The sequence below is a fragment of the Butyricicoccus porcorum genome, assembly GCF_002157465.1.
Lineage (GTDB): Bacteria > Bacillota > Clostridia > Oscillospirales > Butyricicoccaceae > Butyricicoccus_A > Butyricicoccus_A porcorum.
The window spans coordinates 121,368-136,832 of record NZ_NHOC01000001.1 but is presented as its reverse complement, the minus strand read 5'-3'; the positions used below and the strand labels follow the sequence as shown (position 1 = coordinate 136,832).

General features: G+C 57.1%; 12 protein-coding genes. 8 read left to right on the top strand and 4 right to left on the bottom strand.

Annotated features, from left to right (window positions below):
- Positions 1-4 precede the first annotated feature (4 nt).
- A complete protein-coding gene (locus tag CBW42_RS00710; protein ID WP_330395831.1) occupies positions 5-3,397 on the top strand; it encodes an FtsX-like permease family protein in 3,393 nt (1,130 codons plus the stop codon).
- 225 nt (positions 3,398-3,622) lie between these two features.
- Here CBW42_RS00710 and CBW42_RS00705 read toward each other — a convergent pair whose 3' ends face one another.
- From CBW42_RS00705 to CBW42_RS00690, 4 genes are read right to left on the bottom strand one after another with little or no spacing between them, the layout of a single operon-like run.
- Positions 3,623-4,552, bottom strand: coding sequence for a thiamine pyrophosphate-dependent enzyme (locus CBW42_RS00705; RefSeq protein ID WP_087016753.1), 930 nt, complete (start codon positions 4,550-4,552; stop codon positions 3,623-3,625).
- 7 nt (positions 4,553-4,559) lie between these two features.
- The gene (gene porA, locus CBW42_RS00700; RefSeq protein WP_087016751.1) at positions 4,560-5,741 is read right to left on the bottom strand and encodes a pyruvate ferredoxin oxidoreductase; all 1,182 of its coding nucleotides are present in this window, start codon (positions 5,739-5,741) and stop codon (positions 4,560-4,562) included.
- 3 nt (positions 5,742-5,744) lie between these two features.
- Positions 5,745-6,047, bottom strand: coding sequence for a 4Fe-4S binding protein (locus CBW42_RS00695; protein ID WP_087016749.1), 303 nt, complete (start codon positions 6,045-6,047; stop codon positions 5,745-5,747).
- Complete coding sequence (locus CBW42_RS00690) at positions 6,044-6,622, bottom strand: 2-oxoacid:acceptor oxidoreductase family protein (RefSeq protein ID WP_087016747.1); 579 nt, start codon at positions 6,620-6,622, stop codon at positions 6,044-6,046. The genes CBW42_RS00695 and CBW42_RS00690 overlap by 4 nt, the downstream gene beginning before the upstream one ends.
- Before the next feature lie 541 nt (positions 6,623-7,163).
- On the opposite strand from CBW42_RS00690, the gene CBW42_RS00685 reads away from it, so the two are divergent.
- The 7 genes from CBW42_RS00685 to hpt all read left to right on the top strand — a co-directional run bounded on the left by CBW42_RS00685 (position 7,164) and on the right by hpt (position 15,432).
- Positions 7,164-8,468: an AI-2E family transporter gene (locus tag CBW42_RS00685; RefSeq protein ID WP_133058238.1), complete on the top strand. Its 1,305-nt coding sequence runs from the start codon at positions 7,164-7,166 to the stop codon at positions 8,466-8,468.
- Between the two features lie 9 nt (positions 8,469-8,477).
- On the top strand, positions 8,478-9,554 hold the full coding sequence (locus CBW42_RS00680; protein ID WP_087016743.1) for an acyltransferase family protein: 1,077 nt from the start codon (positions 8,478-8,480) through the stop codon (positions 9,552-9,554).
- A gap of 167 nt (positions 9,555-9,721) precedes the next feature.
- A complete protein-coding gene (locus tag CBW42_RS00675) occupies positions 9,722-11,734 on the top strand; it encodes a DHH family phosphoesterase (RefSeq protein WP_165760988.1) in 2,013 nt (670 codons plus the stop codon).
- 28 nt (positions 11,735-11,762) lie between these two features.
- Positions 11,763-12,212 (top strand): 50S ribosomal protein L9, encoded by a 450-nt coding sequence (gene rplI / locus CBW42_RS00670; RefSeq protein ID WP_087016740.1) that lies wholly within the window; start codon positions 11,763-11,765, stop codon positions 12,210-12,212.
- Between the two features lie 27 nt (positions 12,213-12,239).
- Positions 12,240-13,574 (top strand): replicative DNA helicase, encoded by a 1,335-nt coding sequence (dnaB, locus tag CBW42_RS00665; protein WP_087016738.1) that lies wholly within the window; start codon positions 12,240-12,242, stop codon positions 13,572-13,574.
- The gene (tilS, locus tag CBW42_RS00660; protein WP_087016736.1) at positions 13,571-14,896 is read left to right on the top strand and encodes a tRNA lysidine(34) synthetase TilS; all 1,326 of its coding nucleotides are present in this window, start codon (positions 13,571-13,573) and stop codon (positions 14,894-14,896) included. Before dnaB ends, tilS begins: the two co-directional genes overlap by 4 nt.
- Complete coding sequence (gene hpt / locus CBW42_RS00655; RefSeq protein ID WP_087016734.1) at positions 14,893-15,432, top strand: hypoxanthine phosphoribosyltransferase; 540 nt, start codon at positions 14,893-14,895, stop codon at positions 15,430-15,432. The genes tilS and hpt overlap by 4 nt, the downstream gene beginning before the upstream one ends.
- Positions 15,433-15,465 lie beyond the last annotated feature (33 nt).

The following is a 15,465-nucleotide window of genomic DNA, read 5'->3' as shown; positions in this document are numbered from 1 at the left end:
ATTCATGACAAAATCCCTGCGCAAAAATATCGTGCGTGAGATTCGCGGCACGTGGAAGCGGTTTGTTTCGATTGCATTGATGGCATTTCTCGGTGCAGGCTTTTTTGCGGGCATCAATGCAGCGAGCCTTGATATGCAGCTGTCGTGTGACCGGTATCTCGACGAGCAGAACTGCTTTGATCTCGAAGTGCTGTCCACAATGGGACTGACGGAAGACGATGTGGATGCTGTACAGGAGGTGCGCGGTATCCGGGATGCGGTCGGCGTATATTCGGAAAACGTCCTCGTCAGCATCCGGGACGGCGACGAAAAGGTAAAGCTGTTGTCCATCCCTTCGGGGAGCGGGATCAATGCTTTGCGCGTGGTTGACGGCGAGATGGCGGAGCAGGCGGATGAATGCGTCGTCCCCCAGTCACTGCTGGATATCACGGGCAAACAGATCGGCGACACGCTGACCATTACCGAAACACGGGAAAAAGATGAGGGTTCATCGTTTTATCACACCGAACTGACGATCACAGGTGTAATTGAAAGTCCGCTGTATATTTATGGCAGCTCGGGGACAAATGAACGCAGTACCGGTGCGGTGGCGGATTATATGTACGTCCCGCAGTCGAATATTACAGAAGACTACTATACCGAGCTGTACCTGACCGTGGACGGCGCGGCGAAGCTGGATGCGTTCGGCGATGAATATGAATCGCTCATGGAAGCGGAAGAGGTACTCGTCAAGGCAATCGCAGACGAACGCGAGGCGGCGCGGTATGACCAGCTGACCGGTGAGGCGAATGCGGAAATTGATGACGCACAGGCAGAGCTGGATGAAGAAGCTGCCGATGCGCGCAAAAAGCTCGATGACGCGCAAAAGGAACTGGATGATGCGCAGAAGGAACTGGATGACGGCCGTCGTGAGCTGGATGTATCGCGTGCGAAAGCAGAGCGCGAATTTGCAGCTGCACAGAAAAAGATCGACAGTGCCGAGCAGCAGCTCCGCGAAGGCCGCCTTGCGTTCGAGCAGCAATCCAAAGCGGCACAGCGGCAGCGCGCCACACTGGTGGACAAACAGAAGGAAGTCGCTGCACAGCTGGAAGAGCTGCGCAAAACGCGCACAGAGACCGCACAGACAATAGCGGAACTGGAGACCCAGCGCACCCAGCTGGCAGATGCAATCACCCAGCTGAAAGCGGGAATCGAAGCGCTGACCGCGCAGCTGGAGCAGGCAAAGGCGATACGCGAACAAATGATTGCGGCGGGCATGGATATCACAGAGCTGGACGCACAGATTGACCAGATGGAGGTCAGGCTGAATGAGCTTGCGGAATCGTGTTCCGGCTATGAATTACAGCTGGAACAGCTGGATATGGGTCTTGCACAGGCAAAGGACGGCCTTGCACAGATTGACAGCGGCATTCAGCAGGCAGAGGACGGTCTGGCACAGATCAAAAGCGGCATTCAGCAGATCGATGATGCGCTGGCTGCCGGGCGCGCACAGCTCGCCTCCGCACAGGCACAGCTGACGGCAGCCAAACGCCAGCTTGCCAATGCGAAAAAGGAAGCGTATGCGCAAATGAACGAAGCGGCGCGCAAGCTGGTGGACGGACAGGCGGAAATCGATGATGGCAAAATCGAGCTGGCAGCACAGAAGGCGGATTTTGACCGCGAGATTGCCGATGCACAGAAGGAAATTGACGAAGCGCGCGAAAAGGTCGGGGACATCAACAAGCCGACGTGGTATGTGCTGACGCGCGACGGCAATACCGGATTGTCCGGCTTCGATCAGGATTCCAGCAATCTCAAGCGCATTGGATTTACCTTCCCGCTGATTTTCTTCCTCGTCGCCGTCCTCATCAGCCTCAGCTCGATGACGCGCATGGTTGAGGAACAGCGCGGCCTGATCGGTACACTGGGTGCACTCGGCTACAGCACCGGGCAGATTGCGGCAAAATATTTGCTGTATGCAGCGGCTGCATCGATTTCCGGCGCAATTCTCGGCGAACTGGTGTGCTTCCGTGTCCTGCCGGTCATTGTCTGGGCGATTTATGACACATTCTATACGCTCCCGGCATTTTATACGCCGATTGACCCGCTGTATGCAGCCATTGGCATTATAGTCTGTGCAGGCAGCATTGTCGCAGCGACAGCGGCGGCATGCTGGAAGGAGGTTCGCCAGACACCGGCACACCTCATGCGCCCCAAAGCGCCCAATCCGGGCAAGCGTGTGCTGCTCGAACGCATCACACCGCTCTGGAGTCGACTGACTTTCTCACACAAGGTCACGCTGCGCAATCTGTTCCGCTATAAGAAGCGGTTTATTATGACCATCTGCGGCATTGCAGGCTGTTCCATGCTGGTCACAGCGGGATTGGGTCTGCGCGATTCCATTGAACAGCTGTTGCCGCTGCAATATGGACAGGTCATGCATTATGACCTGATTGCCGTGGCAGGCGATGTGGCACCGGACGAATTTTCCAAAATGGCAGACGATATGCAGACGGACAATGCGGTCAGGGACAGCATTGCCGTGCATGCGGAGAGCGTCAAGCTGGTCGCGGACAGTGGAAAGTCATATGAGCTTGAGCTGTTTGCCCCGTCAGACGCCGGAAAATTCCAGCAGTATATCTCACTCATCGACACGCAGAGCGGGGAAACGCTTTCCTGCGGCAATGATATTATGCTGACCGAGCAGATTGCGGAAACGCTGGGTGTCGAGGCGGGCGATACGGTTTCTGTCCGCCGCGAGGATGGTACCAAGGCAGACATTCGGGTGGGTGCTGTCGTGCACAACTATCTGAGTCATTACGCCTTTCTCTCGGCAGAGGGGTACGCGGCGGCCTATGGTGAGACACCGGAGGACAACGCATTTCTCGTCCATACAGCTGAGCTGGACGAGACAGAAACCGATGCTTTTGTCAAAAAGCTGAACAGCGACACGCGCTATACTGCGGTGTCGTCCACAGCGGACGCGCGCAGCGCGACAGATGACAGGCTCGGGCTGATTAACGAGGTCGTCATCATTCTTGTGGGCGCGGCGGCGGCATTGGCAATTGTCGTGCTGTACAACCTGTCCAATATCAACATCAGCGAGCGCATCCGCGAGCTGGCAACCATCAAGGTACTCGGCTTCTATGATCGTGAGGTATACCAGTACAATACGCGCGAAACAGTGATTTTGACACTCCTCGGCACACTGATCGGGCTTTTCGGCGGGCGATGGTTGGTATCGTTTATCCTGCTGACGATGGAAATGCGCGGTATTGTGATTGTGCCGACGGTCGCGCCGCTCAGCTATGCGGCGGCCGCCGTGCTCACGATTCTATTTGCAACGATTGTCAATTTTTCCACCTATTTTTCGCTGAAGAAAATCAACATGGTCGAAGCGCTCAAGAGCGTGGAATAACCCGCTTTTCTTTCCAGAAAGAAAAGCTTGGCAAAAGAAATGTCTGGTGCGCTTCCGCGCACAGCGAACAGCCGGACGGAGAGTTCGGCTGTTCGCCCCGACGAGGGTGAAAAGGGAGGACGCTTGCCGATGTACAGTTCAGGATGTGTGGACTGCAAAAAAGCGCCGTACCCGAAAGGGCACGGCGCTTTGCTGTATTTGTAGATCGTTCGGATAAGCGGGCGCTTACTTGCACTTTGCGAGCAGCTTTTCCCACTGTTCATCGACGTACTTCTGAGCTTCTTCGATCATCCATTCGTTGCCCGGCTTGAAGCAGTGCTTGAAACGGCCCTGCTTGACCATGAATTCTTCAACCGGGAGCTTCTTGCTCGGCATGTAGGTCAGGTGCCATTCGCCTTCCATGACCTCGTAGAGCGGCCAGACACAGGTCTCGACTGCCAGACGGCAGATCTGAGCCATATCCTGCGCCTGGAACCGCCAGCCGCGCGGGCACGGCGCCATGACATTCAGGAAGCAGGCACCCGGGGTGTAAATCGCCTTGTGTGCCTTTTCATGCAGGTCGCGGAAGTTGCCGAGGAAGGTCGTCTGCGCCGCATACGGAATGTTGTGCGCCGCCATAATCTCCGTCAGGTTCTTCTTATTCTGCTTTTTGCCGTAGGATGCCGTGCCGACCGGAGTCGTCGTCGCGTCGGCAAAACGCGGGGTGGAAGAGGAACGCTGGATGCCGGTGTTCATGTATGCTTCGTTGTCGTAGCAGACATAAACCATGTCATGGCCGCGCTCCATCGCGCCGGACAGGGACTGGAAGCCGATATCATAGGTGCCACCGTCGCCGCCGAACGTGATAAACTTGTAATTGTCCTGAATCTTGCCCTTCTTTTTCAGGACATTGTATGCGGCTTCTACGCCGCCGCAGGTGGCTGCCGCGTTTTCAAATGCACAGTGAATATAGCTGTCCTGCCATGCGGTATACGGATACAGGAAGGAGGAAACCTCCAGACAGCCGGTTGCATTGGTGATAACAGCCTTGTCCTCCGGCTCGAGCGCGCGCAGTACGCCGCGCACGGCAATGCCTGCGCCGCAGCCTGCGCACAGGCGATGGCCTGCGACAAAGCGTTCTTCTTTCGATAACTGTTCTTTCAAACTATATGCCATGGTGTTCTTACTCCCTCTGTCCGATGTGGCGGTAAACCTCGCCGGTCTTGCCGGTCTTTACGATTTCGTCCAGCTCGTCGAAGATTTCGGTGCAGTCCTCTACGCGGAAGTCACGGCCGCCCAGACCATAGACAAAGTTGACTGCCTTCGGACGGTTGTCCAGATCGTACATTGCACTGCGGGTCTCCGCGAACAGCGGGCCGCCTGCTGCGGAGAAGCTCTCCGCCTTGTCGAGGATGGCAACTGCCTTGCAGCCGGACAGTGCCTGTGCGATTTCGTCAAACGGGAACGGACGGAATACACGAACCTTTACCATGCCGACCTTGCGGCCTTCGGCACGCAGTTTGTCAACGGTTGCGCGTGCGGTACCGGCGGACGAACCGATGAGGACAACTGCGGTGTCAGCATCCTCCATGCGGTATGCTTCAAAGAAGCCGTAATAGCGTCCGGTTTTGTCGCCGAACTTCTTGCCGACCTCAAGAATGACCTTTTTGGCACGCTTCATTGCTTCGGCCTGTGCCTTCTTGGCCTCCATGTAGTACGGGGAAACGCCATAAGGGCCGACTGCCAGCGGATTTTCATGCTTCAGCAGATAGTTCTCCGGGTTGTATTCGCCGACAAATTCCTTGACCATGGCATCTTCTTCCAACTCGATGTTCTCGACGGCATGGGAGGTGATGAAGCCGTCCTGGCAGACCATGATCGGCAGGCGGACTTCCGGATTTTCACTGATCGGCATCGCCTGAATATAGTTGTCATAGGCTTCCTGGTTGTTTTCGGCAAAAATCTGAATCCAGCCTGCATCGCGTGCGCCCATTGCATCCGAATGGTCGTTGTTGATGTTGATCGGGCCGGTCAGGGCACGGGTGACCAGTGCCAGCGTGATCGGCAGGCGGGAGGACGATGCGACATACAGCAGCTCCCACATCAGTGCGAGACCGCAGGAAGAGGTCGCGGTGATCGCGCGCGCGCCGGCAGCGGCAGCGCCAATACAGGTGGACATCGAGGAGTGCTCGGACTCAACGGTAACAAATTCGGTGTCAACCTCGCCGTTTGCAACATACTGTGCAAAATACTGCGGGATCTCTGTGGACGGGGTGATCGGGAACGCACCCATGACGTCCGGGTTGATCTGCTTCATTGCATAGGCAACCGCCTCGTTGCCGGAAAGTCTTTCACGGATCGACATGGCTTATTCGTCCTCCTTTCCGAACGAAATGGCATGGAACGGGCATACTTTATAGCAGATGCCGCAGCCCTTGCAGTGGTCGAAATCAAAATCAGAGCGCTTGCCATCCTTGACCGGAATGGACGAATCCGGACAGTACGGTGCGCACAGCAGGCACTGCTTGCACTTTGCCGGATCCCAGTGCGGGGTCATGGTGCGCCATTCGCCGGTCTTGGTCAGGACCGCCGTACCCGGCTCATAAATTTCACAGCCCGGAGTCAGATCCTGCCACTTGGACTGTTCGTTGATATCTTTTGCGTGAATCATCCTACTTGTACCTCTTGCATAGACTTGGTCAGAACGGTCATGTTGCCCGCGATGACCTGCGGCTTGGTTGCGAACTTGTGCTTGAACGATGCTTCCATGTTGGAGACGAACTGGTCGGCATCGACAACGCCGGAGACCTTGACGGCAGCGGCGAGCATCGGAGTGTTCGGGAAGTTCTTGCCCAGGATCTCCTCGGAGATGCGGCGCGCATCGATGGTACATACGCGGCCGGGATAGTTGCCCAGCTCCTTGCGTACCTCAGCCGGAGATTTCGGGGTGTTGACAATAATGGCACCCTCCGGGTTCAGACCCTTGGTGACGTCGACGGTTTCAATCAGGCTCTCATCGACGACAACGACATAATCCGGGTCATAAATGTTGGAATGCACTGTGCAGCGCTCATCACTGATGCGGTTATAGGCGGTGATCGGTGCGCCCATGCGTTCCGGGCCGTATTCCGGGAAGCCCTGTACATACTTGCCCGAGCTGAAGGCTGCGTCCGCGAGCAGCAGGCAGGCGGTCTTTGCGCCCTGTCCGCCGCGGCCGTGCCAGCGGATTTCCACTGTGTTCTGCATGAAAAATCTCCTCCATCCAATTCTATTCAATCTTCAATCAAAAAACAAACGTCGAAAAAACAAATAAAAAAAAGCTCCCATCCGTAAAAGGACGAGAGCATAATTGCTTCGTTTCACCACCTGTTACTGCATACCATCATATGAGCTTCCGATAACGGGGAAAACCGGCACGACCTACTTGCCGGGAAATCGGTTTCGGCCTGCGACTCAGGAGTGATTTTCGGACTGTATGTACTGCTGCCGGGCTTGCACTGTCCCCGGTTCGCTGGGAGGTTCCACACAGACGTACTGTCTCCGTCGCTGTCTTTTCAGCGGGATGTTCAGTTGATTGCTTCTAAGTATAGGCGCATTTTGTGTCGAATGCAATGGGGATTCTGCACAAAAAGCAGTTGGAAATTATGGCTAAGGTGTGGGAATGTTTTTGGCAGATTCTGGACTGGGGAAATTTTTTGTTAAATTAGCGTTTTTTCCTCACCGTCCTGTAAGAAATCTGTTACAATAGAATTCAATGTAATGCAATTGACGAAAGGGGAGCCTTCCCGTGAAAGAGAGTATGAAAAAATATTTCGGCTGGGGTGCGATGGTTGTCGTTGTCGGCGCGCTGACGCTGTTGATATTTTTTTGCATTTATAAGTTTGAGGAGCTGGCAGAGGGCATCTCCCGGCTGATTTCCATTCTGATGCCGGTCATCCTCGGCATTGGCATCGCCTATGTGCTTTCGCCCGCCTATAACTGGCTGCGGGGAAAGCTGCGCCGTCTGTTGCATCGGACGTTTCGCTGGCGCGGGCGCCGGGCGCTGTATTGTGCGGATATCCTTGCGATGGCAGGAACCTTCCTCGGCGCGGGCGCACTGATTGTCGGTCTGCTGGCGCTGCTGATCCCGCAGATTATCACCAGCGTCACGAGCTTTGCCTCCTCTTTGCCGACCAATCTCATGCAGGTCTCCCAGACGCTCCAGTCGCTGCTGGCGAGCAATCCGACCCTGGAGCAGAATGCGATGTCGCTGTACGCGCAGGCGGTCAGCTACGTCGAAGAATGGATTCAGACATCGCTTGCGCCGTCCATGCAGGAGACTCTGAGCTATGTGTCCGTCGGCGTCATGAGTACGGTCACCTTTGTAAAAAACCTGTTTATCGGTATTATTGTCGCCATTTACCTGATGGCGGGCAAGGAAAAATTTCTGCGCCAGCTGACGCGCTGCCTGTATGCCGTGCTTGGTGCGCATTGGGGCAATATCGTCATGGATTATGCGCGCTATGCACATCAGATGTTCAGCGGATTTATCGGCGGCAAGCTGATCGATTCGTTCCTCATTTTCCTGATCTGCTGTGTGGCGCTGCCGATCATGAATATGCCGTATGCGATGCTCGTCAGTGTGATTATCGGTGTAACCAATATTATCCCGTTTTTCGGGCCGTTTATCGGCGCGATTCCGTCTTTTGTCATCATCCTGATCGACAACCCGATCAAATCGCTTTATTTTCTCATCTATGTACTCGTATTGCAGCAGTTTGACGGCAACATTCTGGGGCCGAAGATTCTGGGCAACTCCACCGGACTGTCCAGCTTCTGGGTGCTGTTTTCCATCCTGCTGTTCGGCGGCCTGTTCGGTTTTGTCGGCATGATTGTTGGTGTGCCGCTGTTTGCCATTTTGTACCGCATTCTGACGGACATCATTTCCCGCCTGCTGGCGCGCAAGCATTTGCCGCTCGCCACGGCGGAATATGCGGGCGTGGATCATATCGATGAGCAGACCGGCCAGCCCGTGCGGCGTGTCCGCGTCCGCACAGACGGTATGGGAGATACCGTCGGCGGGGAAGACGATTCCGGCGGCGGAGAGGAGTAAACGACAGCTGTGAATCCATCGATCCAGGGAACGCGGGATGCTGCGCTGGACAATCTCAAAGGCCTGCTCATCATCAGCGTGGTGTATGTGCATATGTACGACATGCTGGGGCAGAAGACGCCGCTGCTGTATACAATCCGGCTGGTGGTTCTGTCGGTACAGATGCCGCTGTTCCTGTTTTTGTCCGGTTATTTCGGAAAGCATGCGGAAAAACGCCGGCGCGCTGCGCTGGGAGAGTATCTGGTTCCGTTCCTGCTGTTCAATACATTGTATTATATGGTACGTGTCGGGCAGTCGCCGGAGCTGAACTATGGCCTGCTCCGGCCGCTCAACATGTATTGGTTTCTGCTGACGCTGCTGCTCATCCGGCTGCTGCTGCCCGAGCTGCTGCGCATCCGCAGGCTGCTGCCGCTCTCCATCGTGCTGGCGCTGCTCGCGGGCGGGGATCGTTATTTCGGACGCACACTGTCGCTTTCGCGCACTGTGTGCTTTTTCCCGTTTTACCTGCTCGGCTACTATTGTACAGAGGCGCATATGAAGCGCATTCGGCGTCTGCCGATACCCGTCGCGCTGCTGTGCGGCGGAACAGGCGCGTTTCTGGCGCTGTGGCTGACCGACACGCTGCATCCGGACGGTTCCGCGAGCCATCCGTTCCAGCTGGTCAATTCCTATGAGACACAGGGGCTGGAGCCGCTGGAGGGCGTTGTATTCCGCCTGTCCATTTATCTGATTGCGCCGCTGCTCGGCGTGATGCTGCTGCGGCTGATTCCGGCGGGCAGAGGCGTGCTCACGCGCATAGGGCGCGGCAGCATGACGGTGTATCTGCTGCACGCCTTCCCGATGCTGTGGGTTGTCGGGCACTGGGAGTGGCTGTGTGGGCTGCTGGCACGGCTGGTTCCGGCGCTGGAGGGATACAAATACCCGGGGCGGCTGGATTACGGCATCCCGCAGCTCGCCCTGCTGCTGGCATATGCGCTTGTCGTGTCACTGGTGCTGAGCAGTCCGATTGTCACGCGCGCCTATAACCGGATGATGGATGCGGTGCAGCGCATGCTGTTTCGACCGGTACATAGCGCGGAAAAGTGAAAGAATGGTCAAAAGATGCAGGAAATCGCGCAGATTTCCTGCATTTGTGCGCAAAAATGCTTGTCAGCCGCGCATGGGTTTGCTATAATGCATAATGTATCGGTGGCCGTATGTGCCGCCGCGGTTTCCCGGCTGGATGCGGAAACCGGAGAGGGGGCAATTTCGCTTTGGATAAGCGGTTGAGCAAAATTTTGGAACCGGGCTTCGGTATGTATTTTGTTATTTTCCTGCTGTTCGCCTGCGTCAGCGCCTTTTTTTCGCTGTATCTGGCGGTGTTTGAACTGATCGTATGCGGTGTGCTGTACGGCTATTATAATGTCACCATGCGCCGCCGCAAGCGGGAAATGCTGCAATATCTGGAAACGGTATCCGGCAACATCGATGCGGAATCGCAGCAGACGATGAGTACCTTTCCGCTGCCGATTACGGTGTGCATGATCGGAACCAGCCAGATTGTCTGGTGCAATGACCGGTTCAACGAGGTCTATGATATGACCGACAGCCTGTTTGAACAGACGGTGGGCGACATCGTCCCGGGCTTCGATACCACATGGCTACTGGAGAAAAAGACGCGGTATCCGTCCGAGGTCAAGGTCGGAGACCGGTATTATACCGTGCTCGGCTCGCTGGTACAGCCGGCGGACGGCAGCACGAGCGTGCTGATGACGCTGTACTGGATTGATTCCACAGAGCTGGTTTCCCTGCGCAGGGAGTTTGAGGAGAGCCGCCCGGTGGTGTCCATCATTTCCATTGACAATTACGAGGAGCTGGTCAAAAATGTCAGCGACTCGGAGAAGGCGACGCTGCTCGCCGCGATTGACAACCGCATCGGCGAATGGGCGAAGGATGTACACGGTGTGCTGCGCAAATTCGACCGCGACCGGTATATTTTCATCATTGAGGAGCGCGATCTCGCCGCGATTGCGCAGGACAAATTCTCCGTGCTCGATTCGGTTCGCTCCATTATCTCGCGCGAGGGCATCAACGCGACGCTGTCCATCGGCATCGGCCGCGACGGGCGCACGCTGGAGGAGAAATACGAATTTGCCGCGCTTGCGCTGGAAATGGCGCTCTCGCGCGGCGGCGATCAGACGGTTATCAAAAACCGGTTTGCCTTCGAGTTCTTTGGCGGCGTGACCAAGGAAGTGGAAAAGCGCACAAAGGTCAAATCGCGCGTCATGGCGAACGCGCTCGGCCAGCTGATGCGCGACTCGTCGCAGGTATTTGTCATGGGTCACCGCAATTCGGATATTGACGCTGTCGGCGCCGCTGTCGGCGTCGTATGTGCCGCGCGCAGCCGCGGCAAGCAGGTGCATATTGTCCTGCGCCGTGCGCAGACGCTGGCACAGCCGCTGCTGGATAAAATCGACGCAAGCGGCGAATACAACGGTATCTTTATCGAGCCGGAGCAGGCAGAGGAGATGATCGACGCGGGCAGCCTGATGGTTGTCGTCGATACCAACCGCCCGGACTTTGTCGAAGCGCCGGAGCTGCTCCAGCGCTGCCGCCGTGTGGCGGTCATTGACCACCACCGCCGTGCCGCGGATTATATCGAAAACTGTGCGGTCAACATGCACGAGCCGTCGGCATCGTCTGCCAGCGAGCTGGTGAGCGAGCTGTTGCAGTACATGGTGCCCAACCAGACCATCAGCCGCCTGGAGGCGGAGGCGCTTCTGGCGGGCATCCATCTGGACACCAAGGGCTTTTCCATCAAGGCCGGTGTGCGCACGTTCGAGGCGGCAGCTTATCTGCGCCGCGCCGGTGCGGACATGACGTCAGTCAAGCGTATGTTCCAGAATTCGTTTGACGAATACATGCAGCGCGAGCGCGTGATCTCGTGCGCGCGTTCGACCGCAGGCGGCATTGTCATTGCTGTCGCGGATTTTCAGACCTCCCGCCCGATCGCGGCACAGGCTGCGGACGAGCTTTTGAATATCATCGGTGTGCGTGCGAGCATCGTCGCGTTCCCGCTCGGGGACGATATCGTGGTTTCCGCGCGCTCGATGGGCAGCGTCAATGTACAGATCATTACGGAGATGCTGGGCGGCGGCGGCAGCCTGACGGCTGCGGGCGCACAGATGAAGAACACCGACAGCCGCACGGCGACGGAGCGCATTTATCACGCCGTCGAAACGTATCTGGAATGCCAGAGTGCGCAGGAGGACGAGGAGACACAATAAGATTTCAGCTACCCAGGAGGGATTCGTTATGAAGGTAATTTTACAGCAGGACGTCAAGGGCAAGGGCAAGAAGGGCCAGCTCGTCGAGGTATCTGAGGGCTATGGCAGAAACTACCTGCTGCCCAGAGGTTTGGCAGTTGCCGCAACCGCGGACAACATGAACCAGATGAAGCAGGCGGAGGAGGCACGCGCACACCGTGAGGCTGTGGAGCGCGCAGAGGCCGAGGCCAACGCAAAGAAGTTTGAATCCATCATCGTGCATATGACCGCCAAGGGCGGCACGAGCGGACGCATCTTCGGCTCGGTCACGAGCAAGGAGATTGCGGCGCAGCTCAAGAAGGAGCATGGCATCGAGATCAACAAACAGAAGATTGTTCTGGATGAGGCAATTAAGACGTTCGGCACGTTCGAGCTGAAGGTCAAGCTGTATCCGGAGGTTGTCGGCAAGCTGAAGGTTCAGGTAACGGAGGCGGAGTAATTCCGCGCGGTCAGGAGGGAAATCAGCATGGCAATGGATGAACTGCTGGCGCGGCAGATGCCGCAGGCGCTGGAAGCGGAACAGGCAGTGATCGGCTCCATGCTGATCGATCCGTCCTGTATTCCGGAGGTCATTGAGCTGCTGCGCCCGGAGGACTTTTATGCGGAGGAAAACCGCCGCATTTTTGAGACCATTTTTGAGATGTTCACCGGCTCGGTGCGCATCGATGCCGTGACCGTGCTCAATGAGCTGAAGATCAACGGCACATATGACGACGCGGGCGGCCGCGCCTACCTGTCCCAGCTGATGGATGTCACGCCGACCGCAGCGGGCGTGCGCGAATATGCACGCATCATCCGCGACAAAAGCATGCTGCGCGAAATCGCGTCGGCCGGCGCGGATATCCAGGCAATGGCGTATGAGGGCGCCGGTGAGGCGGGCGATATCGCGGAGTCGGCGGAGCAGAAAATTTATGCGGTGCGCCATGGGCGTGAGGTACAGGGACTGACTCCGATCAAGAGCGTCATTCTGGACGTCTACAACCGCCTGGATGAGCTGGCGCAGAGCGAGAGCGGGCTGCCCGGCCTGCCGACCGGCTTCCATGAGCTAGACCGAAGGCTGACCGGTCTGAACAAATCCGACCTCATTCTCATTGCGGCGCGTCCGGGTATGGGCAAGACCGCCTTTGCCCTCAATGTCGCGCTGTATGCCGCCAAGCATACGTCCAAGGACGTCGTCCTGTTCCAGCTCGAGATGAGCAAGGATCAGCTGGCGTCCCGTCTGCTGGCACAGGAGGCGGTCATCGATTCACAGAAGCTCAAGACCGGTGAGCTCGACCCGGATGACTGGGCGAAAATCGCGCGTGCGTCCAACACGCTTGCAAAGACGCATATTTATGTCGATGACAACCCCGCGATTACCGTTGCCGAAATCAAGGCGAAATGCCGCCGCCTCGGCGACAATCTCGGCCTGATCGTCATTGACTATTTGCAGCTGATGCAGTCGGGCAAGCGCACAGAAAGCCGTGTCAACGAGATCGGCGAGATCTCCCGCGCTATGAAAATCATGGCAAAGGAGCTGAATGTACCGGTCATCTGCTTGTCACAGCTGTCGCGTGCGGTCGAAAAGCGCGAGGACAAAAAGCCGATGCTGTCTGACCTGCGTGAATCCGGCGCCATCGAGCAGGACGCCGATATCGTCCTGTTTATCTACCGCGACGATTATTACGACAGCGACAGCGATGAAAAAAACAACGCGGAAATTATTATCGCAAAAAACCGCCATGGTGCGACCGGTTCGGTCATGCTCCAGTGGCTCGGTCAGTATACAACCTTTTATAATCAGGATCGGATGCACGAATGAAGCAGCTGGTACACCGTACAATTGAACAGTACGCTATGATTCCGGACGGCGCGCGCGTGCTGTGCGGCCTGTCGGGTGGTGCGGATTCGGTCAGCCTGCTACTGTGCCTGCACGAGCTGGGCTATGATGTGTGCGCCTGCCACTTAAACCACGGGCTGCGCGGCGCGCAGGCGGATGCGGACGAAGCCTTTTGCCGCGCACTGTGCGAACGCCTTGCCATCCCGTTTTACGCGGAAGTATGCGATGCGGGTGCCGCCGCCGCGCAGCAAAAGCAGTCGGTGGAGACCGCGGCGCGTGCGCTGCGGTATGCGTTTTTTGACCGCTGTGCGCAGAAATGCGGCGCGGCGCGCATTGCGACGGCACACACGGCGGATGACAATCTGGAAACCATGCTGTTTCACCTCATCCGCGGGACAGGCAGCGCCGGGCTGGCGGGCATTCCGCCGGTGCGGGGCACTATCATCCGTCCGTTGATCGCGGTCGAGCGGCGGCAGGTGGAGGAGTATCTCGTGCAGCGCGGGCAGGACTGGCGCACGGATGCGACCAATCTGGATAACAGCTGTACGCGCAACCGCATCCGGCACACCGTCATTCCCGCCCTGCGGGATATTGAACCGGCTGCCGCGCGCCATGCGGCGCAGGCGGCGGCGCTGCTGCGGCAGGACAACGACTGCCTCGATGCGCTGGTACAGGTCGGCGGGACCTCAGTTTCGGCAGCACGGCTGCGTGACATGCCGGAGGCGCTGGCATCGCGCGCGGTGCGCGACATGCTCGTGCATGCGGGCACGCCGATGGGCGAGGTTGGGCAGCGGCAGATTGCCGCCGTGCTGGCACTCGCGCGGAAAAAGTCCGGCACGGCAAGCCTGCCGGGACGGCGGCGCGCCTTGCGGCGCGGCAATGAAATCCGCATTGAACCGATGCCGCCCGAGACCGGTCAGGTCGAACTGGTTCCGGAGAAGCCGGTGCGGTTTGGTGCATATCTCGTGTGTATCACGAGAAAAATACAGGATATTCACAGTTCGTTCAAATTTTATCCGATTGCATATGATACAATCAACACAGTCTGCCTGTCTGTACGGCGCTGGAGGCCGGACGATCGCATGACCCTGCCGGGTGCGCGCGGTGCCCGCTCGCTCAAACGGCTGTATGCCGAGCGCGGGATTGCGCCGGAGCAGCGCGATGCGCTGCCGGTGCTGTGCTGCGGCGGGGAGATTGTGGCGGCTGCCGGAATCGGTGTCGACAGCAGGTATTGCGGTACGACCGGGGCGTTTGCTGTCGCGCACGATGCGGACGGCAGAAAAAAGAGAGGAGCAAAGGTATGAATCAGGATATCGAGAGAGTACTTCTGTCTGAAGAAGAAATTGCAGCCAAGGTAAAGGAGATCGGCGCAAAAATTTCGGAGGATTATGCGGGCAGAGATCCGATTATTATCAGCGTGCTCAAGGGTTCGTTTATGTTTATGGCGGATCTGGTGCGCGCGATCACCATTCCATGTACGGTCGACTTTATGTCGGTATCCAGCTATGGTTCCGGCACAAGTTCCTCCGGTGAGGTGAAAATTGTCAAGGATTTTGACAACAGCATTGAGAACCGCCACGTTATCATTGTCGAGGACATTCTCGACAGCGGGCGCACGCTCAGCTATCTGATGAAGACACTAAAGGCGCGCGGCGCGGCATCGATTGCGCTGTGCACGTTTTTAGATAAACCGGAGCGCCGGGTTGTACCGGTGGAGGTTGCCTACAGCGGCTTCCGTGTTCCGGATTCGTTTATTGTGGGCTATGGTCTGGATTATGACCAGCAGTACCGCAACCTGCCGTATGTCGGCGTGCTCAAGCCGTCGGTATATGGAGAATAACACTTCCGGCAACGGAGAGGAGTGACATATACT

Coding starts and splice junctions, on each gene's coding strand:
- dnaB (WP_087016738.1), top strand. CDS start 12,240: ATGGCAATGGATGAACTGCTGGCGCGGCAGATGCCGCAGGCGCTGGAA.
- rplI (WP_087016740.1), top strand. CDS start 11,763: ATGAAGGTAATTTTACAGCAGGACGTCAAGGGCAAGGGCAAGAAGGGC.
- porA (WP_087016751.1), bottom strand. CDS start 5,741: ATGTCGATCCGTGAAAGACTTTCCGGCAACGAGGCGGTTGCCTATGCA.
- hpt (WP_087016734.1), top strand. CDS start 14,893: ATGAATCAGGATATCGAGAGAGTACTTCTGTCTGAAGAAGAAATTGCA.
- CBW42_RS00710 (WP_330395831.1), top strand. CDS start 5: ATGACAAAATCCCTGCGCAAAAATATCGTGCGTGAGATTCGCGGCACG.
- CBW42_RS00695 (WP_087016749.1), bottom strand. CDS start 6,047: ATGATTCACGCAAAAGATATCAACGAACAGTCCAAGTGGCAGGATCTG.
- CBW42_RS00705 (WP_087016753.1), bottom strand. CDS start 4,552: ATGGCATATAGTTTGAAAGAACAGTTATCGAAAGAAGAACGCTTTGTC.
- tilS (WP_087016736.1), top strand. CDS start 13,571: ATGAAGCAGCTGGTACACCGTACAATTGAACAGTACGCTATGATTCCG.
- CBW42_RS00690 (WP_087016747.1), bottom strand. CDS start 6,622: ATGCAGAACACAGTGGAAATCCGCTGGCACGGCCGCGGCGGACAGGGC.